The following is a 22,013-nucleotide window of genomic DNA, read 5'->3' as shown; positions in this document are numbered from 1 at the left end:
ATATCTCTTTTTCCTTCCTTCTCCCGCGGTGAGTGGGTACGTGTATTGTACCCGATTCACCGTGGGTTGAAAAGATGGTGCAAACTTTTCATAGTTACTGGGTATCGTCGGGATAAAGCTCTTCCCTGCTCAGGTTCCGCTGCTCAAGTTGTGCCTCGCATTGCACATCGCGTTCTGCCCACGGAATTGCCTCCAGGCGTTTTTCAGGGATGGGCCGACCGCAATTCACACATTTCCCATAGGTACCCTCGTCGATACGCTTCAGCGCACCCAATACTTGGGTAAGCAGAGCCTGCTCGTTTACCAGCAGGGACTGCTCTTGCTGCGTCTCCAGGAAATCCACGGCGGTCTCTTCAAAGTCTTGTGGACCCTCGCTGGCTTCATTGGGATCAACCGGCGTTGGATGGGCCTCCGTCAACCCGGCTATTTCTGCTTGCAGTTCATCGCGCCTGGCTTCAAGCCGTTCTCGCATCTTTTGTAAGTCAATAGTCATATCGTATATTCCTTTCTATTTGCTTCATCTCTGCCATCCGCTTCGTCAACTATGACACATTTTATCTTACTTTAGCGTTTCAAGCCAGATACTATCCCTCCTGTTCGCAATAAAAAGGGAAGCTCTGGCAGTAGCAATACCAGGGCTTCCCGTTGACGAGAGCAAGCGAAGAAAATTTTCTCCTATGGGTTACCATAGCCGCCATACCCACTATTTGAGGGCGTCCCGGTTGCGCTACTAGATGGTGCCAGGTCAGTAGGAACTACGAACCATACACCTCCAAATCCCTCACCGTTCGCCTGGCCAGGGCTTGTATCGCCTGTGTAGGTATATAATGGGTGGCCATTGTATTCGACCTGTTGCCCATTGACGTTTGTGCTCACCGTCAAACTCCCTGCCAGGGTACCGGAGCCGGTGGGAGCACCTGATCCGCTGAATAACAGTGGGGGCCAGGCCTGCGCGCAAGCACCGCTACAGACTGATGTGGCAGTATCGCTTGTGCGATAGTACAGCGTCATGCCCTGCGCATTCGTTAAGATCGTCTCCGTTTTGCCGTTAATGGTCATCGAGGCCGTCTTAATGATACTTGTAGATCCATTGCTGCCGGCTGTTGGCGTTGAACCAGCGCCGCTACTGCCATAGCGACTGCCGCTGCTTGTGCTGTTGCCGCAGGCGGCGATGAGCATTGCAATCAAAATGCCTGTTATAATAAACAAAAAGCGCTTCGTATAAGTCATATACTACCTCCATAAGAGTAAAGAGCGGTGTAGGAGTTTATTCTGATCGTATCTTTGGATATACTGTACAGTAGGTATTTGAGCAGCGATTGACGGCGGCTCCATTCGGAGCCGCTAGAACGGAGCTGCCGTCGCTCTGCCGGAGGAAAGCAAATCGCGCTGATGAGACAATGCTATTTGCTTCCTTCTGCAAATACATACGCTACGCGGTTACATGACTCAACTGCTATACAATCCAGAAACTACGTCAATGGCCGGCGGATGCTGAGCCGGCAGTTCCTCCAGTAGCGCGTCCATTAGCTGCTGAGATGTGCAGGCATATTCTGGGGTGTAGGGGTTAATAGTGAGTGCCAGTATGTTGATAGATTGAAGGGCCTGCACTTGCAGCCCTTTTCCTTCTAGTTTTTGTAGTGTGCTGATATGGCAGAGAATTTTGGTCGCGTTTTTGATCGTTAGCAAGCCACGAGCATATGAAGGACTTGTCGAGAGATGCGCAAGTAGGGCCTTCGCCAATTCCTCGCTTAGAGCGCCGTTCAGGATAAACACGGGATGATTGTACGCGCCCATTTGTGTCACGATCCATGCTGCCTCTGACATAGGCTCGGTCAAGCCTGAGTAGACTGCGATAGTTTCGCCAGCATCATGAGGGCAAAACATGAGGAGGCGAGCCTGGGACGCATAATTCTTATGAGCCTGTATCCATGGCGTTTGCTTTATTGTTAGCTGGCTCAGAATACCGGCGGTGCGCCTGGCTACCAGTGCAGGCGTTGCTGCCGCGCTGGCTCCTGTACAGAGAATGCAGGCATCGGTAATCTCCGGTGAGGCCGCTCCCAGGCGGTTAATCGCTCCATCGACGATACTTAGACGAGCGCCGAACTCCTGCATTTTGTCCAGGGCACTTCGCAAGTCACGTAGCAGCGTCGGACCGGCAATGATCACCCGTCCAGGCTCTATGATACGGGCCAGTACAACTGGGCCGAGCGCCGTCCTGCCAGGAAGTTGCTGCAAGCGCTCGACCTGCACTCCTTCGTTTTCGGCCAGGCGTAGCAGTTCGGCGGTGGTCGCTACCAGCATTCCGGGTTGCGGCACATAACGTGGTTTCGGCAGGCCGGTCAATGCATCGACGGCTTCACCATCCAGGCCCAAAGAGGTCAATGCGAGTTCGCTGGCACGATAGAGGCCCTGGGCAAGCAGCGATGCCAGCAGGTGATTAGTCGTAGTCGTTTTGCCGACGTTTTTTGCCAGACCTATAAGGGAGAGGCTTGATACGTTCGCTTTCGCTACAATTTGAGCCAGGTGGGGTGCCATATCTTTTCATAATCCTCTAGCCAAAGCGTCTCGTAAAGATCTCACGCAGGCCGGGATAGTCGCGCAAGAGTTGTAGCGCAACTCCTCCATGATCTGGCATATAGCCATTGCCGATATGCATCTCGACCTGGCGGGCCATGCCCTCGGCGCCTAATGCTGCCACAGTAAAACTTGTGGCCATGCTGAAGAAGAGAATACGACCATCCGCCCGGGTCAGCAGGATAGTAGCAAACTCAGTATTGGGAACATTCACCACGTTGATCGCGAGATGCGCCTGGTAGTCAGACTTCCCGCAAGCTGTTCTTACCCGCTCGACCAGTTCAAGCGGACATGTTGCATCGCCCTGGACAAGGACATCAGCAACCTTTAAAGTCTCGATATCTCGCAGCGCTTTTTCGCTGTACTCGATAGCAATGATCTGCCCATTCCTTCCAAATTTTTGTCGTATGGCGCACAGGGTCAGTAGCCCGGCGGTGCCTCCTGCTCCCAGCACCGTGACGCGCATGCCCGGGCTTACCAGCGTCGAAACTCGCGCGGGAGCGCCTGCCACGTCGAGGGCTGCAACTACGATGGACTGTGGCAGATCCCCTGGAAGTTTGCTGACCGGATTGCCGCGGAAAAATATCGCCTTGCCGCGAACCTCTACCTCGCAACGCTCCGGGTGGATAGCAAAAATAGTCTCTAAATACAATGGTAACCAGCTTAACGAGGTGAGGCTCACAATGGTATCTCCTATAGCCAATCCATGAGTTTTGCCGAATACCTCGTCGAGTTCCTGTATTGTCCCAATCAGGACGCCGCCGGAGCCGGTAACGGGATTATGCATTTTGCCGCGCTGTGCCACAATATCCAGGATGTGCTTTCTTATGCGGGTGGAATCGCGATCACATGCAATTGCTATCTGTGTGAAGCTGGCCGAATCGATGTGCAGCGCATGTACGTTAACCAGCGTTTCGGATGGGCGCGCAATAGGAGTATTATCGAGTTTCCAGGCAGGCTGGGGCAGCGTTCCTCCTGGTTCTATTACACGATGAACGCCAAGATCAAAAAAACTATCCTGGCCGGGAATTAGCTGCATAGAGGATTCTCCTGCGTTATGTATATCGTCAGGAACCATCATACGATATCAAACGTAATATGGTAAAGGGGGAGCTAACAGCCCTGGGCAAAGCTTGCAGCGCAACGTACTCATAACTCTTCCCACTTATGATATGCTTATGCATGCAAAATATATTTGATACCAACTCGTTTGGAACGTTTGTTTTATAGAAGAATATTTGTAGTAATGCCAGGAGTTCAGGTAATGACAGTACCGCAGCAGCATGGTGCGCCGGAAAAGCTAGAGGTCATTGGGCAAGATATGCCGACGATCTTCACCGATTTTGACCTGTATCTGTTTGGGCAGGGCAAGCATTACCGTATCTATGAGAAGATGGGTGCCCATCCCGCCACTTTCAATGGCGTCGAGGGCGTCAATTTCGCCGTCTGGGCTCCCAACGCGCGCACTGTCTCGGTGATAGGAGATTTCAACGGCTGGAATCGTAGCGCTCATCCGATGCACCTGCGGCACAACGACCTGGGCATCTGGGAATGCTTTATCCCCGGCCTGAAGGAAGGAATCATCTACAAATACGCTATCCTCTCGCGTTACAACCATTATGCCATCGATAAGACCGACCCCTACGGTTTTGCTTTCGAACTGCGTCCGAACAATGCCAGCATCGTCGCCAGCATCCACCAGCACCAATGGGGGGATGATGCCTGGATGGATCAGCGCGGCAGGCATCAGGACTTGAACGCACCCATCTCGATTTACGAGGTACACCTGGGGTCCTGGAAGCATATTCCTGAGCGCCATGTTGAAGGAGCGCCTGAAGAAGACCGCTTCCTGACCTATCGTGAGCTGGCGGTGGAGCTGGCGCAATATGTCAAAGATATGGGATTCACCCATATCGAGCTTATGCCGATTACTGAATATCCCTATGATGGCTCGTGGGGTTACCAGGTCACCGGCTACTACGCGCCGACGAGTCGTTTCGGCACGCCTGAAGACTTCCAGTACTTCGTGGATTATATGCACCAGCAGGGCATTGGTGTGTTCCTCGATTGGGTTCCTTCGCATTTTCCCAAGGATGGCTATGCCTTGAGCTACTTTGATGGCACCCACCTTTATGAGTATGCTGACTCACGCAAGGGTGAACACAAAGAATGGGGAACCTATGTCTTCGACTATGGCCGTAGCGAAGTGCGCAACTTCCTCATTGCCAGCGCTCTCTTCTGGTTGCGGGAATACCACATTGACGGCCTGCGCGTCGACGCGGTAGCATCCATGCTCTATCTTGATTATATGCGCAGATCAGGCGAATGGGTCACCAACCAGTATGGTGGTAGAGAACACCTGGAGGCTGTGAATTTCCTGCGCCAATTGAATGAGGCCGTCTATGCGGAGCAGCCCGGAACGGCAACTATCGCAGAAGAGTCCACTTCCTGGCCGCTGGTAACACGTCCCACCTATGTTGGTGGCTTAGGCTTCACATTTAAATGGAACATGGGCTGGATGCATGACATGTTGGAGTACATGCATCTCGATCCCATTTACAGGCGCTATCATCATAATTACATTACCTTTTCTCTCATGTATGCATATTCAGAGAACTTCATTCTGCCGCTGTCTCATGATGAGGTTGTACACATCAAGGGCTCGTTGATCAACAAGATGCCCGGCGACCTCTGGCAGCGCTTTGCCAGTATACGCGCCTTCTTCGGCTATATGTGGGGGCATCCGGGCAAGAAATTGCTTTTTATGGGCGGCGAATTCGGACAGTGGAGCGAGTGGAACTTCAAGGAGAGCCTGGATTGGCACCTGCTCGAACCACCCAGCAGCCCATTTCATGCCCAGCTGCGCGATTTCGTGCGCGACCTGAACGCCCTCTATCAAAAGGAGCCTGCGTTCACAGTATTGGATACCGACCCGGAGGGATTTTTATGGATCGATCCACATGATTCAGATAACAGCGTCATCTCCTTTATGAGGCGCAGCCATAAGGCGGAGGACACGCTTCTATTCGTTTGTAACTTCACCCCTATACCGCGTCATGGGTATCGACTTGGCGTACCACGGGCAGGTGAATATTACGAGATAATGAACAGTGACGCACAGCGCTATGGTGGCAGCGGGCTGGAGAACAAACAACCGATGCCGAGCGGGCCTATTTATTGGCAGTCCTGTCCGCATTCTATACTACTAACCCTGCCACCTCTTAGTACAGTAATTTTGAAGCGGCGGCAAATTAGTACGGAAGAAGGGAATAGTATCGATGAGTCGAAATAACGGTCGTAACAATAACAATAATGGTCGCAACAATGGCAAGAAAAATGGGAAATCTACGTTTCGCTATCGTCAGTTCCGTCCCCAGGGAGCTTCAACCGAGGACGAACGCTTACTCTATCGTCCCGCGAGAAAGCTAGTCAGCCCATCACAGCCGGAGCCGCAGGAGCAGGTCAAGGAAGATGAGCATGCCCTTGATCGCGCCATACATTTTGATTTCACCAGCACTGATCCCTGGCGTGTTTTTCGCATCATGAGCGAGTTTGTGGAGGGCTTCGATGCGCTTTCGCATATTCCACCCTCGGTAGCCATCTTTGGCTCTGCGCGCACAAAGCCAGATGATCCGGCCTACATTGCTGCCGTGGAGACGGCGCGCTTACTTGCCCAGGCCGGATTTGGTATCATCACCGGTGGCGGCCCCGGTATCATGGAGGCCGGCAATAAGGGGGCGCAGGAGGGTGGTAACGTATCCATAGGTTGCAACATCGAGCTGCCTTTCGAACAAGGGCCAAACGATTATCTCGATATCTCGCTTGACTTTAAATACTTCTTTGTGCGTAAAACGATGTTCGTCAAATACGCCGAGGCTTTTATCATCTTCCCCGGTGGTTTCGGCACCATGGACGAACTCTTCGAAGCCCTGTTATTGATTCAAACAAAGAAGGTGAGCCACTTTCCAGTAATCCTCTACGACTCAAAGTATTGGGCCGGACTGATCAACTGGATCCGCGACACAATGCTGGCCTCAGAAAAAATCCTGCCCCAGGATGCCGGATTACTGCTGCTTTCCGATGACCCCAGGGAGATTTGCAAGATTGTCATCGATGCCTACCAGGAGAGCTATCGCCAGGAACGCGTTCATCCGGGGAGCGTCAGGGAACAATTTATCCGTTGAGCCTTAATTTGTGACTTTGTGATGCAGTAGCGTTATCGCGATCCTGGGATGAAGGGGATATTCTTCACACGAAGATATCCTCTTGAGTGGCCCGGTTGACCTCTTCTTTCACTCTTTCAATGAGGGAGGCCATTTGACCATAGTCAAAAGACTCAAGCCCCTTGATGCCTAAGTCGTTTCTCAGCAGAAGCAAAGAATAGCTTCGCCATTTATAGAGGTCGTCTGGCCTTTCTCTGCGTTTATTCCATGTGAAACAGGCATCGCGAAGCTTCAAAAGAGCACCGCGCGTACCTGGCTCTGCGACCATGCCTCCGGTCGAATAGAGCCATTCATTCAGTTCTTCAGCAATGGCTTTCGCGTGTTCTGCTGTTGCCGGTACCTTTGCTTTGTGGGATAACCTCCCGATAATGGTGAATACTTCGGGATATGAGGTAATGCGAGCTTTGTATTTTTCCAGTTCATAGGCGGATTGCAGATTGGTTATCCATTGTTTTTGCTCCTCTCGAAGCCTATTGAGTTCTAGTTCCAACTCCCGGTGCGTTTTTTCGTCGTTTTGTTTCAGTTGCCTGGAGCCAATGATATAGGAGCCTGCCGCTGTCAGAAGCCCGACGATCAGTGCCACAATAACCGTGATAATGGTTGTTTCCAGTTCAATAGGCATTGGAGCCTCCTTAATAATCATCCCTACTTCTGGCTAATGTGTGATGCGGCTTCTTGCCAGGCGAAAGCGCGATCGCCATATACCATCCGTCGTATATCTGCCACGAGGTCTTCGGGCACACCTGGTCGCCCCCGCAGCCAGAGGCGGCGCAGAGCCAGCACGCAAGTATCGACGATATCTGCAATCGGCTGGAAACCGGCAAGAGCCATGCCGGTTTGGGAGGCGTAATTATCGCTATCGGCCCCAATCCATATCCGGCTCAGGCCCTCGCTTTGCAATTGTCTCGCAATGTAGGTTAGTAGTGCAGGATAAAGGCGCTGTCCGCGATATGCTGGTATCGTGGCACAGTCCCAGATGTAGGCTTCACCTCTGGCAAGACGGATGTGCAGGTGAAGTTCTCCAATTTCCTCTTCCTCAAGGCTTACCCAGCCATAGGCGGCAAGGACATTGCCAACCATAGCCGCGTAACAGCGCCGTCCAGTAGAGAAGCGGCGAAGCACTTCTGTTGTTTCGGTATTTCCCATCGCCTGGGCAAGCGCAGGAGTCTCTTCAGCGCCGACCTGCTTGAAGTTCGCAGGCACACGAGGTGAAATCTCAACTGCCGGAGATGAGGCGAGGCTCATCTGCCAGAAAGTGCCCAGAGGCTGCTCGCTATTTGCAAATGGAAGCGTCATGTCCTTTCAATCCCCACCGGGAGGTCTGGGAAAGGTCCAGTTCCTGCTGTTTCTCTGTAGGCAGAGTATACTCTCAAACCTGAGAAAGTCAAGCGGAAAGGCACTAGACAATCAGAAATCCTTGTCCCAGTTCATCTCGCGGGTCAATAATGAACTCGTGGCGGCCAGTAATAAAGGCTCTGCCACTTACTTCGGGTATGACCGCGTCATACTGCCCAACTTTTGCTCGTCCCACAATTCTACCACCAAACACGCTTGCTTTCCCCAGGATACTTTCAATTGCGATTTCCTGATCCTCACCGATTTCGCCTTTAGCGTGCAACAGTGCCAGCCGGGCAGAGACCCCCGTGCCTGTGGGTGAGCGATCCGCCTCTGCGTTGCCGAAAACGCAGAGATTGCGGCTGTGATGGGCAGGATTTTCAGGCGGCCCGGTGAGAATTGTACCATAGAGGAAGCCGAGATCCTCTTCAATCGGATGCTGGATAGCCAGAGTGGTGTTTACTGCCTGTGTAATCGCCTCGCCTGCCGCAACGAGTTGTTCGATTTGTCCCGGCTCCACTTTTAAGCCTACCTGCTCGGCGGCGGCTATCGCATAGAAAGCTCCACCAAATGCCACATCTACGCTGACATGTCCATAACGCGGCAATTCCACTTTGAGGTCGCGAGCATACAGGAATGACGGTACATTCAGAAACGAGACATGTTCTACGTGGCCCTCGCTGTCCAGGTGAATAGTGGCACGTACTAATCCAGCCGGTGTGTCGAAATTGACGGGCGTTTCCCGCCCTTTTGCTTCTAACGCACCTGTTTCCAGTAGCGCGGTTGCCAGGGCAATTGTGCCATGTCCACACATCGTGCTGTAGCCTTCGTTATGCATGAAGAGCACGCCGAGATCTGCCCCGGGCGATACCGGCGGTGTGAGAATGCAGCCATACATATCAAAGTGACCCCGCGGCTCCCACATTAATGCTCGCCGAATATGATCAAAGTGCTCTCGCATATAGCGCCGGAGTTCCAGTATCGTCGAGCCTTTCAGCTCAGGCATTCCTCCTATAACGATGCGAAAAGGTTCGCCTGCCGTGTGCAAATCCAGCGTCGTGATGATGTTGGCACCTGCTGCTGGCCGGTAGCGATTCCAGTTGAGTTCCATTGGGTAGCTCCTTTGGCTTTATTTTTTCCGGTTAGCGGTGTTGAATTTGTAGCAGATGGCTATAAGAAATTTTAATTACTCAACAATTTTCACTTCGGGAACCTCCGAACTTTCATATTGTAAAATGATTACGCCTCCCATCACCAGCACACATCCTACAATCTGCAATACGTCCAGTAGTTGGCCCAACCAGAAGTACGCAATGATCCCGCCCGCTACCAGCTCGAGCATACTTGCGATGCCAACACGCGGCGCATCAATACGTCTGAGCGAGCCTAGTACAAGCCAGAATGGGATTGCCATACCAATGATACCTACCAACAGAATCAAGAAGAGATGACCTGCACTCCAGGTATTGTGCGGAACAGCCCAGGGTGGCTGCACGCTAAACCAGAATATACTTGCTACTAATGCACCATAGGCTGTGGCAGTCAGTGACGGTACATACTTACCGACCTGGCGTCCCAGCAGGAGATAGGCGATGTAGGCAACGACAGCAAACAGACAATAGACCAGGCCTAACGGATCCAGACCATTAAGGCTGGCGTGCCAGAGGCCAGTCAGCAGGAAAACACCGCCGAAGGTCAGTCCCAGTGCCGCAAGTACATAGAGCGAGGGTAAATGCCTGCGCCAGATTGCCACCCCAAGTACCATCCATGCCGGGGCAGTAAATTGTATGACCAGCGCTATTGCCAGCGGCAAACGGCTGATCGCGACGAAATAGGTATAGGTAACCAATGCCAACGAGAGGCCAAATGCCACAATCCATCCCCAGCTGTGACGTGGCAACTTCAATCCTTTTCGCTGGCTAATGAGTAAAACCGAGAAAAGGCATAGCGCGCCAATCAGCATGCGAAATTCGACGAGTGTAATAGGAGAAATACCATCATCGAAAAGAAGCCGTGACAGGTTGCCATTGAGGCCGAAAAGACTTGCCGCTGTAGCTATCATCAGATAACCGACCAGGCGATAGCTGTTACTCTTTCTCCCCCGCATGCTTATGCTATGGCACCTCCGCAGAGGCTGCAAAAGCGCTGGTTCGTTTGTTCGCGGTTGCAATGCGGGCAGCGAATCAGGCCATTCTCTGCATATTTTGGTGATGCGGTAGCATTATTCATTGCCGCATTGCCGGAAAGATTCTCTATCGAGCTTTTCGCGCGCGGATAGTTGCCTTCGAGAATATCCTTGTATTCGCGGCTGTCCGACCAGTTGAGAATCTCCCTGGCGCGCACAATGGTGAGAGGATGGTTCACGGCTGTTACTACCATCAGTTTATAGATGCGATTGAGCATACTTGCATCGACCTCTTCATACAGATCGGCCTGCTTTAAAAATTCTTGTGGATTCATTTCATTACGCTGGAAAAGCGAGCCACCCGCAAATTTCATCAGCAGCGTGAGCATTACATGCGGGTCCTGTACGACCAGCAAGGCAGCACGATCGGCGGTAAATTCCGATTTGCGATCCCATTCGAGCAATGTGGCCTCCAGCGTTCGCCCGACCAGGCGTCCGATGCCTAGCGTCAAGTCTCCGATAATCGAAAGCCCCCGGCTGATACCGCGAGCCATCGTCTTATAAAGCACATGCCCAGATTTAATGTGGCCGAGTTCATGAGCAATCACAGCCAGCATCTCATCTTCGTTCAATAGATCGAGCAGACCGCTAGTTAAAATAATATAGGGATGACTACTCCCACTTGTAATGGCATTGGGGATAGGATTTTGAGCGACATACAACTCAGGTTCAGCCACATCAAGGATGGCACAGGCCTCCTGGAGTTGGGCATACAATTGTGAACACTGCAATTTGGAGACGCGCACTGTTTGCGCGACATTGATAATATAGGCAACACGTTCGGGATACAGTTCAATGAATTTGCGCACCACAATATCCAGGCCAGGAACTTTCTGTAGCGCGCCAAGGGCAGCACGGTCATAAGGGTGTTGCAGGGCAGCAACATTCAAGCCGGGAAAGCGCCTTCGCACTTTCGGTTGAGCCGTAGACATAGGGAGGCTCCTTCTTAAGCCAGGCGATTGTTATGATTTAGAATTCGAAATTCACCGTCACGCGTGGGAGTTTCAATTGAGCTGCTGAGTGCGCCCATGTCCGGATCGCCTGGGCCACGACTTCATTATCACGTGGTTGACGCAGCTTGTCACGCTGCACCACCCGTTTGATCATTACCTGTATATGCCAGCTCCCATTGATGCGTTTCAGGCCCGAAGGCGTTGCCACTTTCAGCAGAGCGGCAATACGGGGCGATTGTCGATTGATGATCACGAGAATATCTGACCAGTTGTCATACAGGACAGATGTAAATTGTTCGGCAAACTCATCATATCTGGCACGCGGCGCAGGTTGCTCCATGGAGGCCCTCCTCGTCTAATAACGGACCGGCATATTTAGAGTATAACATATTTTTCCCCAGACTGAGCAAGAGCTACGAGGTAAATGTCGAAAGATTGCGTTTTTGGAGACGCTCATGCCTTTTCACATTTTTCATTCGCTATTTTCTACTAGAATAGTGTGTAACAATTATTTATACATGCTATATTTATGTAGAAACATTGACAAATACACCATCATGTGCTATGCTCTTCTGTAAAGAACGCGCGCCAATCTGGCTTTCACGCGTATGCTTGTCTATCCCAGGGCGAAGCATTGATCACGCTCGCCATCTGTTTTCTCCGTATCCTGAAGAAAAGTAGCTCATGAGAGATTGGGAGTTGCTGCTCCACTAGAAGAAGGAAAAGTATATGATACATCCGGTGTTGAAAGATTTCTCTGCCTCTTCCCTCGTCAATGCTATGGAGATCAATACCCACGCGGCATGGATACACTTCGCGCATGGACTTGGAGCACAGGTATATGAAGAGCCTCATCTGCTCTGGTTTTTTTCAGGCCTTCCTTTTCATCTCGCCAATGGAATCGTCAATGCTCGCTTTCCGGAGGACCGCCTGGAGGAGATTCTGGGTGCGCACCTGCGAGAGTTCTCCACTAAACAGGTTCCTATGGCCTGGTTAATTGGTCCATCCACTCGTCCAGTGGATTTAGGCCGTCACCTCCAGGCGCGTGGCTGGATGCTTGGGGACGAGGCACCTGGAATGGCCATTGAACTGCAAGCCCTGGATGAAGCCGTTTTCTTGCCACCATCCCTAACCATCGAACGCATCCATGACGCTGAAGCATTGCGAATCTGGCTTCGTATCATGACCGCCGGTTCGGATATTCCACAGGAGGGGCTGGCGCTCCTCTTAGAGTTGGTGTCCAGGCATGGTTTTACGGATGATCCATCCGCTCATTATTATCTTGGTCTGCTTGCAGATCAGCCAGTAGCCACCTCATTGCTGTATCTCGCGGGAGGTGTGGCGGGAATATACAATGTGGCCACGCTACCAGAAGTCCGGCATCAAGGGATTGGAAGCGCTCTGACGGTGGCTCCATTATTACAAGCGCGAACCTGGGGCTATCATATTGGCACGTTACAATCCTCGCCGATGGGTCTGCACCTCTATCGCCGCCTGGGATTTCAGGAGTATTGCACGTTTCAGGCCTACTTCTGGCAAGGGACAACTGAGTAATTGGACGACGGCAGTTACCATCAAAGATTTTGCTGTGCTGATCCCTTTTCTATTTTCCCGTCAATCCGGTTGTAGGAGGTGGGTGCTCTGCTTTGTTTTGCTATTTGTATATCCTATGGCTATAAGAAATCACAGTTTCCACCAGTTGCTGTGCCACTTTCGTGCTGCCGCCAGCGCATCCCGTGTCTCCTGTGAAAAAACGGTCGCGCTGCGCTCAAGTTCTGAAGATGTGTCGTAGAGATCGACCATACCGAGATCGACACCTACTAATGGTTCAATGGCGGCAACCGTACAATATGGCACATAGGCGGTGCTGTAGCCGCCTGCTTGCAGCATCACCAGTTTTCCGTCACAGACCTCTTCCGCCAGTCCAAGCATCAGCTCGGACATGGTGCGGAAGCCGGCCATGGTTAGCATCATCTGGGCAAGCGGGTCCAGCCAGCTTCCATCCTGACCCGCTGTGATAATAATCAACTCCGGGCGGTATTGCAGGCCGATGGGAAGCACTAGCTGTTCGAATGCTGCCCGGTAGCCCCTATCACCGGTGCCTGCCGGAAGTGGGATGTTGACCGTGTAGCCAGCACCCGCGCCACTTCCTACCTGCTCTAGTTCTCCTGCCAGTTTGGGAAACCAGTTTTGCTGGTGCAGTGAGACAAAGAGTACATGCGGATCGGCATAAAACGCATCTTGTGTACCATTGCCATGATGCACGTCCCAATCTACGATCATGACACGTTCGAGGCCATAAGCATTGCGGGCATGATGAGCGGCAATAACGGTATTGTTAAAGATGCAAAAGCCCAGGGCTTGATTGCTTGTTGCATGATGGCCGGGAGGCCGCAAGAGAGCATAGGCATTACGAACCTCACCACCCATGACCGCGCTCACAGCATTCATCGAACCACCTGCCGCGTAGAGTGCCGCCTCAAACGTACCAGGACTGAGATTAGTCTCTACATCGATCTCGCCCCAGCCTTCTTCTGGAGTCTCTCCAGCACAGAGCGCACGTATCCCCGCGATATACTTCCGGGTATGGTAAACCGCAATCTCATCTTCGCTGGCGGCACGCGCCGGAATCGGGTGCATCAATGCCGTCAGGCCAGAACCATCGAGAAATTCTTTGATACGCTTGATGATATACCGCGAAGAGGGATGTGGTTCGGGCGAGACTTCGAACGAACCATTGCGCGTGACGACGGTCGCCTGAACTCCCGTATCATGTCCCATATAATGTTCGTCGAAAACAAAGCCGGTGCGATGAGTAGGCATACAAGCCATCCTTTCTGCGATTGGAGACTGGATTTTGAGCAGTTTGTTTACAGATTATTGCACATCTGTGCCTGAGATGGTAGTATAGCCACATTGAACTTGAACATTTGATTTCTGGCATGAGAACTGCGGGGCTTTCGAGATGCCAGGGTGGACAGTCATGGAAAAGGTGTAAGGGATATTTTGCTAGAATGAACGATAAGAATGGGATAGACGAAATCGATCAAAGCATTATCGAGGCGCTACAATTGGATGGCAGGCGCCCATTTACCAAACTGGCAGCTGAGCTAGGTATATCGGAGGCCAGCGTGCGGCAGCGCGTTGCTAACTTAATCAATACCCAGGTTATGCAAATCGTCGCCGTTACCAATCCCATCAAACTGGGTTTCTCCCTGGCAAGTATGATTGGCATTCGCGTATCAGGTGAGCGGCTTCTGCAAGTGGCCGAAGAAATCTCTGCGTTTGATGAAGTGATCTACCTGATCATTACAACGGGCAGTTTTGACCTGCTGGCTGAAGTTGTATGTCGCGATAACGATCATCTCTTGAAGTTTCTTACCGAGAAGCTCTACAAAGTACAGGGGGTGCAACAGGCAGAAACATATATGTATTTGCGGGTGTGCAAACAGAATAACTGGGCTTTCCTATCTCAGGCGCGGCTTTTGCCATCACCATCACCTATCAAGTCGCGCTCGCATAACGAATCGGCGCAGTAGTACTTTTTCCTGGTAGGAAGCAGGTCATAAGACACATGACACACTTCCTATCAAGTGTTATAATGCCGGGGGATGTAGGTGGCACGAACAACACGATGATGTGATACTGCCATTATTCGGTTTGCCCCGTTGCCTTGTTGAGAATTTTAGAACCCAAAAAGGAGTTAGCCTCTATGGCGATGGAAACGCTACCGTCAGGCACACTACTGCACGGGCGCTACCGTATCGAACGGGTGCTGGGCAGCGGAGGCTTTGGGCATGTCTACATCGCGATAGATATGCAGACGAAAGCACAATACGCAATTAAAGAATACCTTGTCACCGGGGCGAGCGGCAAGGTGCAACTCGAACACGAAGAGCGCGTGCTCAGCCAACTGCACCATCCAAATCTCCCTGCTTTTCAGGACGCCTTCGACGAGCGAGGGCGATACTACATGGTACTTGGTTATATTGAGGGAAATGATCTGACCGACTATATCCGCATCGCGCGGCAGAAAAACGAAGTCATCCCCCTGGCCCAGCTTCTAACCTGGATTCTTTCCATCGCCAATGCAGTCAGCTTCCTGCATAGCCAGCAACCACCTATTATTCACCGTGACATCAAACCGGATAATATTCGTATTACGTCCGATGGTAAGGCAATCCTGGTCGATCTGGGTAACGCGAAGGCCGCCGCGGATGGGGCGCGCACCCTCTTCTTCATCCGGCACCAGGGTACGCCCGGCTATGCCCCGCTGGAACAATACCCCGGAGGAGCAGGAACAGATGCCCGTTCGGATGTCTACGCGTTGGGCGGCACACTCTATTTTGTACTCACAACCCATGAGCCCCCAAGTGTCTCCACGCGCAATCAGGCAATTCAACAAAATCAACCGGATTTGCCCTCATTGCAAGATTTGCTCGCGCACAACCCACCCGAGGGAAGTACGGATCCTAATGCCGGGCGGCAATTTCGTCTCGGCATCTCCAAACCGTCAAAGCCGGCCCCGCGGCATTCCCGGCACCTGGCACAATTAGGAATGCTTCCACCAGAACTGCTTGAGAAACTGAACTCGATCATCAAGCACGCTATGGAAATGAAGCCAAAGGATCGCTACCAATCAGTCGCGGAATTCAGCAATGACCTTCGTTCGGTACTGGCCGCGTTACCTTCATCTACGCAGCCCTCATCAAGCAGGTCTCCTCGCAATGTCGATCCGCATAGTACGCAGCCCGATCTACCCCTGCTCTTCGAGCAAATGCAAAATACAAAAGGACCGATTGATCCGGCAACTCTGGACACGACCGCAATGCCGGACCCACAGCCCCCTGCACCCGCGGCACCCATCATACATTGCCCATATTGCAATGGAGATCTGAACAGAAACGCGTCTTTCTGTCCTCACTGCGGTAAATCATTGGCAAACGGCTCAAGCATGAATTCGAATCTGCCGCCAGCTGCACCTGGTAATCCGTCAACTGGTGGACATAACGCCGCGACCCCACAAGATATTTCAGGGGAAGCAACAATGGTCATTACTCCGCCGTTACCCAGATCATCCGGGTCAGGACCATCATCACTCATGCAAGCGTCATCTGCCAGCCTTTCAGGTGATGCATCACGGCAGAATCACCGGGCATCTCATCTAGCCATTCAGGACCTGGCGCTTTCTGCTCCACCACAGGTTCCACCGAAACCTTTCATGCAGGCCAATCTTTCTGCTCCGGCCACGACATCAGCAACACAGCCTCAGCCGCCGGCACCAATCGGGCAGATGAGTGGTTCAAGTTCCCAGACCACCGACCATGCGCATACCGGCCTTTCAACTAAAAACCGCAAAATTCTTATCTTTACCGCTCTTATTCTGGCGGCTATTCTGCTCGCCATTCTCACTCTTTTGTTCATAGCAAGCAAAGGCCACGCTCAGCAAGCGGCCATGGCTTTCCAGGAGCTCTTCCACTCCGTTCAAGCACAGGTATTGACCCATGAGCGAAACATCTCTCTCTGCATTACTCCCTCCATTGCGCCTGCTCTTGCTAGGATATGGGCACGTGGCCCAGGCATTCCTCCCACTTCTCGCATCACGGAGCGAATGGATGGGCCGCGAGTTAGGCATACGCCCGGTTATTAGCGGCATTGGCTCGCGCAGCAAGGGATTCTACGTCCACCCCGAAGGTGTGGATGCCACTGATCTTGCGCGCGAACAGGACCCACAAGGCTGGCTCAGCAGCACGAGTAACCGCCTGGAAAATGCCGGAAAGTTCATTCAGGCCGGAAAATCCGCCGGGGCCACTGTACTGATCGAGCTCACTACGCTTAATCCGCAGAGCGGGCAGCCGGCGCTGGCGCATATCCGGCAAGCTCTGGAAGCGGGTATGGATGTGGTAACAGCGAATAAGGGGCCGGTGGCTTTTGCGCAGGACGAACTCGAAGCGTTGGCACGCCGCAATAATGTGCAATTCCGCTTCGAATCGACAGTTATGGATGGCCTGCCACTGATTAACCTTTCACAGTTCACATTGCTGGCCGTAGGCATACAGTCCTTCAGGGCGCTCCTCAATACCACCAGTAGTATTGTCTTGAACCTGATGGAACAGGGCTATTCACGTGATGAGGCCATCGGTAGAGCGCAACAGGCAGGAGTAACAGAGGTCGATCCGTGGTATGACCTGGATGGATGGGACGCTGTAATGAAAACAACCATTCTCGCCAATACGCTGCTCGAAGGCCAGTTGCGACCATCCATGGTCGAGCGTGAAGGCATCCGAGATCTCACCCCTGACGATATTTGTGCAGCGGCTCTGGCCGGTTCGCCTTATCGCCTGGTCAGCCAGGCCCGGCGTAAACATGGCATCCTCGTCGCTGAAGTTCGTCCCCAACGCATCAGCTCCGATGACATATTGTATATAGGCAAAAGTGGAACCGGCATCATATCAATTCAGACCGAGGCTATGGGGACAATTACTCTGATCGAACACGATACAGGCGTTTTACAGACGGCATATGGCGTTCTCAGTGATCTGATTGCTATCCAGCAACTCCGCAATGCATCGCTCGTTTTCTAAGGAGGAGAGTATGGAAACAGCTATCGATATCATCGGTATAGGAGGAGCGGGAGGATTTCTGGCTTCTTCCCTGCATCGCGGAGGTCTGCCTCCTCGCATCATCTCGCGCGGCAACGCCTTACGCCAGCTCCAACAGGTCGGCCTGACGATTGTATCCGAGAATAAACGCACTATCTTTGCCCCGGTAGTGAGTGTCGCGCTTGATGATGTCAAGCAGTTCGCCCCCGTCATCTTACTGACAACCAAATCCTACGATATCCCGGCATTACTGGAAGAGATAGCCTCGCGCATCGCGCCGGAAACGCTGCTTGTCACCGTACAGAATGGTTTCGCCGCATATGATGCTGTATCCGCGATGTATGGCAACGAGCGCGCGGCAATGGGAGTTTTATATGTTGGGGCCAATATCATCTCTCCTGGCGTGATCGATATCAAGCCAGGTGTAGCGCAATTTTTCTTGCCGGTCCAGCATCGTGCCAGGCTGCTTTCGATAGTCAATGCCCTCGAAATCGCTGGCGTTGAAGCCGCGCTGGTAGACGACATCGAGCGGCGCATGTGGATGAAGCAACTCTTTCTGGTACCTTTCGCCATCATCAATGCCGAGACGCGCCTGCCCATCGGCAGAATTCGCGAAGATGCTCGTTTGCGTTCCCGTTGGGCAGAAATAGCGCAGGAGATCGGAAATATTGCACAAGCCAGTGGTATCCCCATGCCCGAAGATGCCGGAGCCGCCAGCCTTGCCGTCGCGGAGCGCTTCGACCCACAGGCCGATTCCTCGTTCGCGCGCGATGTATGGGCCAATCGACCACACGAGGCAGAAGCGCTTTTTGCTCCATTGCTGCGGCGCGCCAAGGAGCATGGTGTGAATTGCCCGCTGCTGCAAGAGGCATATGACCTCTATATAAAGTGATTCCACTGCATCAATATTGAGGGTACACCGTCTGAGAATATGCGCTACTCTCTTGTCCCGCAGCATCAGTCACCACCAGAGTAACCGTGTATGGGCCGCTTGAATTATAGTAATGATATTCTGACGGGGTATAGGTAGTATCGGTGCTCCCATCGCCAAAATTCCAGGAGTAGCTGGCTATACTCGTACTCGGGTCGGAAGTTGAACCACTGGCGTCGAAACCGACGTAATAGCCATAGGAGTAGGAAATAGTGAACGTTCCAGTTGGCAATATCGGTAAAATAGTGACCGAGACACTGGCTCTACTCGACTGATCGATAGCGTCTACCACAGTCACTACAACCGTATAAGAGCCTGCCCTGCCGAATATGTGACTGACATCCGAACCATTTGCAGTGCTTCCATCTCCAAAATCCCAGAAGTAACTGAGATCTCTTCCACTACCGCTAGCCGAGAATTGCACACTATCAGATGTTCTATACGAACCTGTATTAGACGATATAATCTGTACTGTTGGTTTGGGAAATCCCAGGGTCACAGTCCGCATTGTTGACCACTGCATCACTGACATACCTGCCGCAATGAGCGCTACTATTACAACAAATAAGGCAAGGAAAGAAAGCTGGCTGCGCAAACGCCCCGTTCCACGACTAGCAGGCTGTACAGGTACTGGCGCCGGCGCAAATTGCTGATTTCCTGCCGGAATATTAGAATAAAAAGTTGGCCCTTGCATCGCTATACTCCTCTCGTCTACATTTGCTGCCCGGGAATAAAAGGTGTACGAGGCGGTGGAGGCCCTGGTGGGATCGAGTATCCCACCTGAAAACCTGGAGCAGGCGCGGTTGTCGTAATCTGACTGCCCTGTGGATCCGTTACAAGCGCGGAAGCAGCAGCGCTGATGAGGAATAATCCTGGCAATGCTACGAGCAATACACTAAGTATATCTCTAACACGATAAATTGTTGCGAGCTCAATAACCTGGTTGTTCGCAATAAGTATTATGCTGGCCACTCCGACTGCTACCAGGAGTAACAGCGCCCAGAGCAACGCGCCGTAGACAAGACTACGAGCTGCGCTCCTGGGTGTAGCAACGGGCCGCCCTGTAAAGCGATCGATGAGGGAGAAAAATGGTTTTGTTATCAGACCCAGTGGCTTAATGAGCCCCCGCAACACCTTAGCAATGCCTGTTCTCAAGCTACTTGCCTGGTACGCTCCTCCCAGCGCTCCAAGAACTACACCAAACAATAATGCCCATAATACCAGGTCAAATGCCCCAACACCGGCTGTCAGCGTATAGAAAATATTCTGTACAGAGGACGATCCAAACGCTGTCTCCTGCGTGGAAATTGAAGTGATAGTGGTTAAAAGCATCATTAGAACAACAAATGGAACCGCCACCAGCGCTCCTTGAACAGCAGCAGGACCAACTCCCCTTGGTCTGGCAATAGCAGCACTCACCCTGCCACCAAGGAAAAGGCTCACTACCGGGATAAGCAGCAAGGCATACGTCCACTGTGGCAAATGAGGAGTGCCGCCAAACATACTCAAAGCCAGGTGTGTAGTATGTGGATTACCTGTAAAAAAACAGGCATCACCAATGGCCTGTGGAACATTGACTGTAAAAGGTGCGCCAAAAGAGTAGAAGAACAGATTTGCAGCCATGAGCGGCCCCTGGGCGATTCCCCAGGCAGTTACAATCTGCCAATCCCCATAACCAAAGTTGTAATCACACAGATTATGGGTGAACAAAGGTATGGAATAAGTGCTAAAGGCAAGGAATCCCAAAACGAAGAGCAGAGAAAGCGCGATACCCAGGCCAGAAGCCGCAAGAGCGCCGGCAATCATGCCTGTTACCCTCGCCCGGCCGTTGGCACGCAAATACTGGAAAACCATATGCCTCCACTGACCGCGGCTCAACTTGATAGAGGCTCCCAGTACTCCGAAAATGGCGCCCCATAACAGTCCAAAGAGAAATAGGGATGTGCCATCAAAGGTAGGTGTAAGAGTGACAGCACCATTTTGATCGTACTGTAGTGGTAGGGTTATACTACTGCCATTAACCTGGCTGGTGAGTATTACCAGCAGAATCGCATAGGGAACACTTATCGCCGCTCCACGCCAGAGGCTGCTTAGAGGGCGATTCTGGAAATCGGTACACGCGGCCACATAGCCTCCCAGAGTCAGGAGCAATGCAGGTATGAGTAATAGGCCGCTTAAAAGTGAATTAAATGAGGCATTGAAAGTAGAGAGGTTGGAACTGGAGCTATTCGAGTAAGCAAACTGGATATGGTTCGCGGCCCCGTGCATAATGAAAAACAACTGCAGGCCATCTTTGAAAGAAGAACGCAGAGAGTAAAAGCCGAGGGATGCATCTAACGCATCCTGCCCAGCTGGGAAAGCACCGTCTATCCCAAAATGAGGAGCTATGCCACTTGCAATAGATACAAAGATGACCGAAATCAAAACACCAACGATTACTGCAAGTAGACTACCTGCTATGATGCCTAATATCGGATTGCTTGCGAGCGAGGGAGAAAAGACTCGTATCATCCATGCTTGAAATACATTGGGTGGCGGAGCAGGTCTTTGAGGAGGGGGAACAGCAGCCGGATAACCCTGCGGATATGACACGCCTGGATAGCTGGTTGAAGGCACCTGCACACCCGGAAGGACCTGCCCGGGCAAAGAATAGGGTTGAGATACCGGGCCGGATTGCATTGTTCCTGGCTGAATTGAGGATAGGTAGGGCTGGGAGGGCGGGTCCGCTCTCATTGTTGGTGAATATCCAGTATTCGGCTGCGAGGTCCAGGGTGGCAATGATGACGGACCGGCTTGTATGGTTGGTTGATAGCCAGAGCCTGATTGCTGTGGCAACGGCTGGGATTGTCCGGGGAGCATAGTTGGAAGAGAACCTGGATTTGCTTGCTGTTGCCATTGTGGGGAAGATGGCTGCCCAGGAAAACCGGCCTGTGCCGGGGGTTGATATCCTGGATTCGTTTGTGGTTGTCCAGAAAAACCAGCTTGCACTGCCGGCGGATATCCCGGATGCGATTGTGAGGTCTGAGGCGACCCGGGCTGCATCACCGGCGGATAGCCTGGATTCGACTGTGGCTGCCATTGCGGTGAAGATGACTGACCTGGGAAGCCTGCCTGCGCCGGTGGTTGATAGTTTCCAGGTGAAGGAAGTTGGGATGGAGGGATCATGCTATTGAAATCCCTGGTCACTCTGCTAGAAGGAGGGGGATT

22 protein-coding genes are annotated in these 22,013 nt (G+C 52.2%); 9 read left to right on the top strand and 13 right to left on the bottom strand.

The annotated features are described in order from the left end of the window. Positions 1 to 94: 94 nt before the first annotated feature. The 4 genes from VFA09_25970 to VFA09_25955 form a co-directional block, all read right to left on the bottom strand. Positions 95 to 493, bottom strand: coding sequence for a TraR/DksA family transcriptional regulator (locus VFA09_25970; GenBank protein ID HZU70748.1), 399 nt, complete (start codon positions 491 to 493; stop codon positions 95 to 97). 182 nt (positions 494 to 675) lie between these two features. Further along, entirely contained in the window at positions 676 to 1,230 is a 555-nt protein-coding gene (locus tag VFA09_25965; protein ID HZU70747.1) for a hypothetical protein, read from the bottom strand. 219 nt (positions 1,231 to 1,449) lie between these two features. Next, positions 1,450 to 2,538: a hypothetical protein gene (locus VFA09_25960; GenBank protein ID HZU70746.1), complete on the bottom strand. Its 1,089-nt coding sequence runs from the start codon at positions 2,536 to 2,538 to the stop codon at positions 1,450 to 1,452. Positions 2,539 to 2,554: 16 nt separating this feature from the next. Beyond that, entirely contained in the window at positions 2,555 to 3,616 is a 1,062-nt protein-coding gene (locus tag VFA09_25955; GenBank protein HZU70745.1) for an L-erythro-3,5-diaminohexanoate dehydrogenase, read from the bottom strand. A gap of 225 nt (positions 3,617 to 3,841) precedes the next feature. Here VFA09_25955 and glgB point away from each other — a divergent pair, with 225 nt between their 5' ends. Further along, complete coding sequence (glgB, locus tag VFA09_25950; protein HZU70744.1) at positions 3,842 to 5,869, top strand: 1,4-alpha-glucan branching protein GlgB; 2,028 nt, start codon at positions 3,842 to 3,844, stop codon at positions 5,867 to 5,869. Then, positions 5,856 to 6,761 (top strand): TIGR00730 family Rossman fold protein, encoded by a 906-nt coding sequence (locus VFA09_25945; protein HZU70743.1) that lies wholly within the window; start codon positions 5,856 to 5,858, stop codon positions 6,759 to 6,761. The genes glgB and VFA09_25945 overlap by 14 nt, the downstream gene beginning before the upstream one ends. A gap of 64 nt (positions 6,762 to 6,825) precedes the next feature. Here VFA09_25945 and VFA09_25940 read toward each other — a convergent pair whose 3' ends face one another. The 6 genes from VFA09_25940 to VFA09_25915 form a co-directional block, all read right to left on the bottom strand. Continuing rightward, positions 6,826 to 7,422: a hypothetical protein gene (locus VFA09_25940; GenBank protein HZU70742.1), complete on the bottom strand. Its 597-nt coding sequence runs from the start codon at positions 7,420 to 7,422 to the stop codon at positions 6,826 to 6,828. Positions 7,423 to 7,445: 23 nt separating this feature from the next. Beyond that, complete coding sequence (locus VFA09_25935) at positions 7,446 to 8,096, bottom strand: GNAT family N-acetyltransferase (GenBank protein HZU70741.1); 651 nt, start codon at positions 8,094 to 8,096, stop codon at positions 7,446 to 7,448. Between the two features lie 103 nt (positions 8,097 to 8,199). Further along, positions 8,200 to 9,246, bottom strand: a complete 1,047-nt coding sequence (locus VFA09_25930; protein ID HZU70740.1) for a proline racemase family protein — start codon at positions 9,244 to 9,246, stop codon at positions 8,200 to 8,202. 75 nt (positions 9,247 to 9,321) lie between these two features. Next, positions 9,322 to 10,242, bottom strand: a complete 921-nt coding sequence (locus tag VFA09_25925) for an EamA family transporter (protein HZU70739.1) — start codon at positions 10,240 to 10,242, stop codon at positions 9,322 to 9,324. Positions 10,243 to 10,244: 2 nt separating this feature from the next. Further along, entirely contained in the window at positions 10,245 to 11,252 is a 1,008-nt protein-coding gene (locus VFA09_25920) for a M48 family metallopeptidase (protein ID HZU70738.1), read from the bottom strand. A 37-nt stretch (positions 11,253 to 11,289) separates the two neighbouring features. Continuing rightward, the gene (locus VFA09_25915) at positions 11,290 to 11,613 is read right to left on the bottom strand and encodes a hypothetical protein (GenBank protein ID HZU70737.1); all 324 of its coding nucleotides are present in this window, start codon (positions 11,611 to 11,613) and stop codon (positions 11,290 to 11,292) included. 389 nt (positions 11,614 to 12,002) lie between these two features. Here VFA09_25915 and VFA09_25910 point away from each other — a divergent pair, with 389 nt between their 5' ends. Next, entirely contained in the window at positions 12,003 to 12,827 is an 825-nt protein-coding gene (locus VFA09_25910) for a GNAT family N-acetyltransferase (protein HZU70736.1), read from the top strand. Positions 12,828 to 12,956: 129 nt separating this feature from the next. Here the strand turns inward: VFA09_25910 and VFA09_25905 are convergent, their stop codons facing one another. Continuing rightward, positions 12,957 to 14,096 carry a class II histone deacetylase gene (locus tag VFA09_25905; protein HZU70735.1) on the bottom strand — a complete coding sequence of 380 codons (1,140 nt, stop codon included), beginning with the start codon at positions 14,094 to 14,096 and terminating at the stop codon, positions 12,957 to 12,959. Positions 14,097 to 14,287: 191 nt separating this feature from the next. Here VFA09_25905 and VFA09_25900 point away from each other — a divergent pair, with 191 nt between their 5' ends. The 4 genes from VFA09_25900 (at position 14,288) to VFA09_25885 (ending at position 18,767) form a co-directional block, all read left to right on the top strand. Then, entirely contained in the window at positions 14,288 to 14,812 is a 525-nt protein-coding gene (locus tag VFA09_25900; protein HZU70734.1) for an Lrp/AsnC family transcriptional regulator, read from the top strand. A 173-nt stretch (positions 14,813 to 14,985) separates the two neighbouring features. Continuing rightward, the gene (locus VFA09_25895) at positions 14,986 to 16,923 is read left to right on the top strand and encodes a serine/threonine-protein kinase (GenBank protein HZU70733.1); all 1,938 of its coding nucleotides are present in this window, start codon (positions 14,986 to 14,988) and stop codon (positions 16,921 to 16,923) included. After that, positions 16,889 to 17,857: a hypothetical protein gene (locus VFA09_25890; protein HZU70732.1), complete on the top strand. Its 969-nt coding sequence runs from the start codon at positions 16,889 to 16,891 to the stop codon at positions 17,855 to 17,857. Before VFA09_25895 ends, VFA09_25890 begins: the two co-directional genes overlap by 35 nt. A 10-nt stretch (positions 17,858 to 17,867) precedes the next feature. Next, positions 17,868 to 18,767, top strand: coding sequence for a 2-dehydropantoate 2-reductase (locus tag VFA09_25885; protein HZU70731.1), 900 nt, complete (start codon positions 17,868 to 17,870; stop codon positions 18,765 to 18,767). Between the two features lie 10 nt (positions 18,768 to 18,777). Here the strand turns inward: VFA09_25885 and VFA09_25880 are convergent, their stop codons facing one another. Both VFA09_25880 and VFA09_25875 read right to left on the bottom strand, forming a co-directional pair. Continuing rightward, positions 18,778 to 19,500, bottom strand: a complete 723-nt coding sequence (locus VFA09_25880) for a PKD domain-containing protein (protein ID HZU70730.1) — start codon at positions 19,498 to 19,500, stop codon at positions 18,778 to 18,780. Between the two features lie 17 nt (positions 19,501 to 19,517). Further along, positions 19,518 to 21,086: a hypothetical protein gene (locus tag VFA09_25875; protein ID HZU70729.1), complete on the bottom strand. Its 1,569-nt coding sequence runs from the start codon at positions 21,084 to 21,086 to the stop codon at positions 19,518 to 19,520. Positions 21,087 to 21,319: 233 nt separating this feature from the next. Between VFA09_25875 and VFA09_25870 the strand changes: the two genes are divergently transcribed. Together VFA09_25870 and VFA09_25865 are read left to right on the top strand one after the other, a co-directional pair. After that, complete coding sequence (locus VFA09_25870; protein ID HZU70728.1) at positions 21,320 to 21,667, top strand: hypothetical protein; 348 nt, start codon at positions 21,320 to 21,322, stop codon at positions 21,665 to 21,667. Then, a complete protein-coding gene (locus VFA09_25865) occupies positions 21,668 to 21,979 on the top strand; it encodes a hypothetical protein (GenBank protein ID HZU70727.1) in 312 nt (103 codons plus the stop codon). It begins immediately after the preceding gene. Positions 21,980 to 22,013: the final 34 nt, after the last annotated feature.

Source organism: Ktedonobacteraceae bacterium (genome assembly GCA_035653615.1).
GTDB lineage: Bacteria > Chloroflexota > Ktedonobacteria > Ktedonobacterales > Ktedonobacteraceae > DASRBN01.
The sequence above is the reverse complement of the archived record's forward strand: the minus strand, read 5'-3'. Positions and strand labels throughout refer to the sequence as shown.

Bases quoted from the DNA above. Each gene is read 5' to 3' on its own strand.
- VFA09_25970 (HZU70748.1), bottom strand. From the start codon at position 493: ATGACTATTGACTTACAAAAGATGCGAGAACGGCTTGAAGCCAGGCGC.
- VFA09_25965 (HZU70747.1), bottom strand. From the start codon at position 1,230: ATGACTTATACGAAGCGCTTTTTGTTTATTATAACAGGCATTTTGATT.
- VFA09_25960 (HZU70746.1), bottom strand. From the start codon at position 2,538: ATGGCACCCCACCTGGCTCAAATTGTAGCGAAAGCGAACGTATCAAGC.
- VFA09_25955 (HZU70745.1), bottom strand. From the start codon at position 3,616: ATGCAGCTAATTCCCGGCCAGGATAGTTTTTTTGATCTTGGCGTTCAT.
- glgB (HZU70744.1), top strand. From the start codon at position 3,842: ATGACAGTACCGCAGCAGCATGGTGCGCCGGAAAAGCTAGAGGTCATT.
- VFA09_25945 (HZU70743.1), top strand. From the start codon at position 5,856: ATGAGTCGAAATAACGGTCGTAACAATAACAATAATGGTCGCAACAAT.
- VFA09_25940 (HZU70742.1), bottom strand. From the start codon at position 7,422: ATGCCTATTGAACTGGAAACAACCATTATCACGGTTATTGTGGCACTG.
- VFA09_25935 (HZU70741.1), bottom strand. From the start codon at position 8,096: ATGACGCTTCCATTTGCAAATAGCGAGCAGCCTCTGGGCACTTTCTGG.
- VFA09_25930 (HZU70740.1), bottom strand. From the start codon at position 9,246: ATGGAACTCAACTGGAATCGCTACCGGCCAGCAGCAGGTGCCAACATC.
- VFA09_25925 (HZU70739.1), bottom strand. From the start codon at position 10,242: ATGCGGGGGAGAAAGAGTAACAGCTATCGCCTGGTCGGTTATCTGATG.
- VFA09_25920 (HZU70738.1), bottom strand. From the start codon at position 11,252: ATGTCTACGGCTCAACCGAAAGTGCGAAGGCGCTTTCCCGGCTTGAAT.
- VFA09_25915 (HZU70737.1), bottom strand. From the start codon at position 11,613: ATGGAGCAACCTGCGCCGCGTGCCAGATATGATGAGTTTGCCGAACAA.
- VFA09_25910 (HZU70736.1), top strand. From the start codon at position 12,003: ATGATACATCCGGTGTTGAAAGATTTCTCTGCCTCTTCCCTCGTCAAT.
- VFA09_25905 (HZU70735.1), bottom strand. From the start codon at position 14,096: ATGCCTACTCATCGCACCGGCTTTGTTTTCGACGAACATTATATGGGA.
- VFA09_25900 (HZU70734.1), top strand. From the start codon at position 14,288: ATGAACGATAAGAATGGGATAGACGAAATCGATCAAAGCATTATCGAG.
- VFA09_25895 (HZU70733.1), top strand. From the start codon at position 14,986: ATGGCGATGGAAACGCTACCGTCAGGCACACTACTGCACGGGCGCTAC.
- VFA09_25890 (HZU70732.1), top strand. From the start codon at position 16,889: ATGGGCCGCGAGTTAGGCATACGCCCGGTTATTAGCGGCATTGGCTCG.
- VFA09_25885 (HZU70731.1), top strand. From the start codon at position 17,868: ATGGAAACAGCTATCGATATCATCGGTATAGGAGGAGCGGGAGGATTT.
- VFA09_25880 (HZU70730.1), bottom strand. From the start codon at position 19,500: ATGCAAGGGCCAACTTTTTATTCTAATATTCCGGCAGGAAATCAGCAA.
- VFA09_25870 (HZU70728.1), top strand. From the start codon at position 21,320: ATGCTTGAAATACATTGGGTGGCGGAGCAGGTCTTTGAGGAGGGGGAA.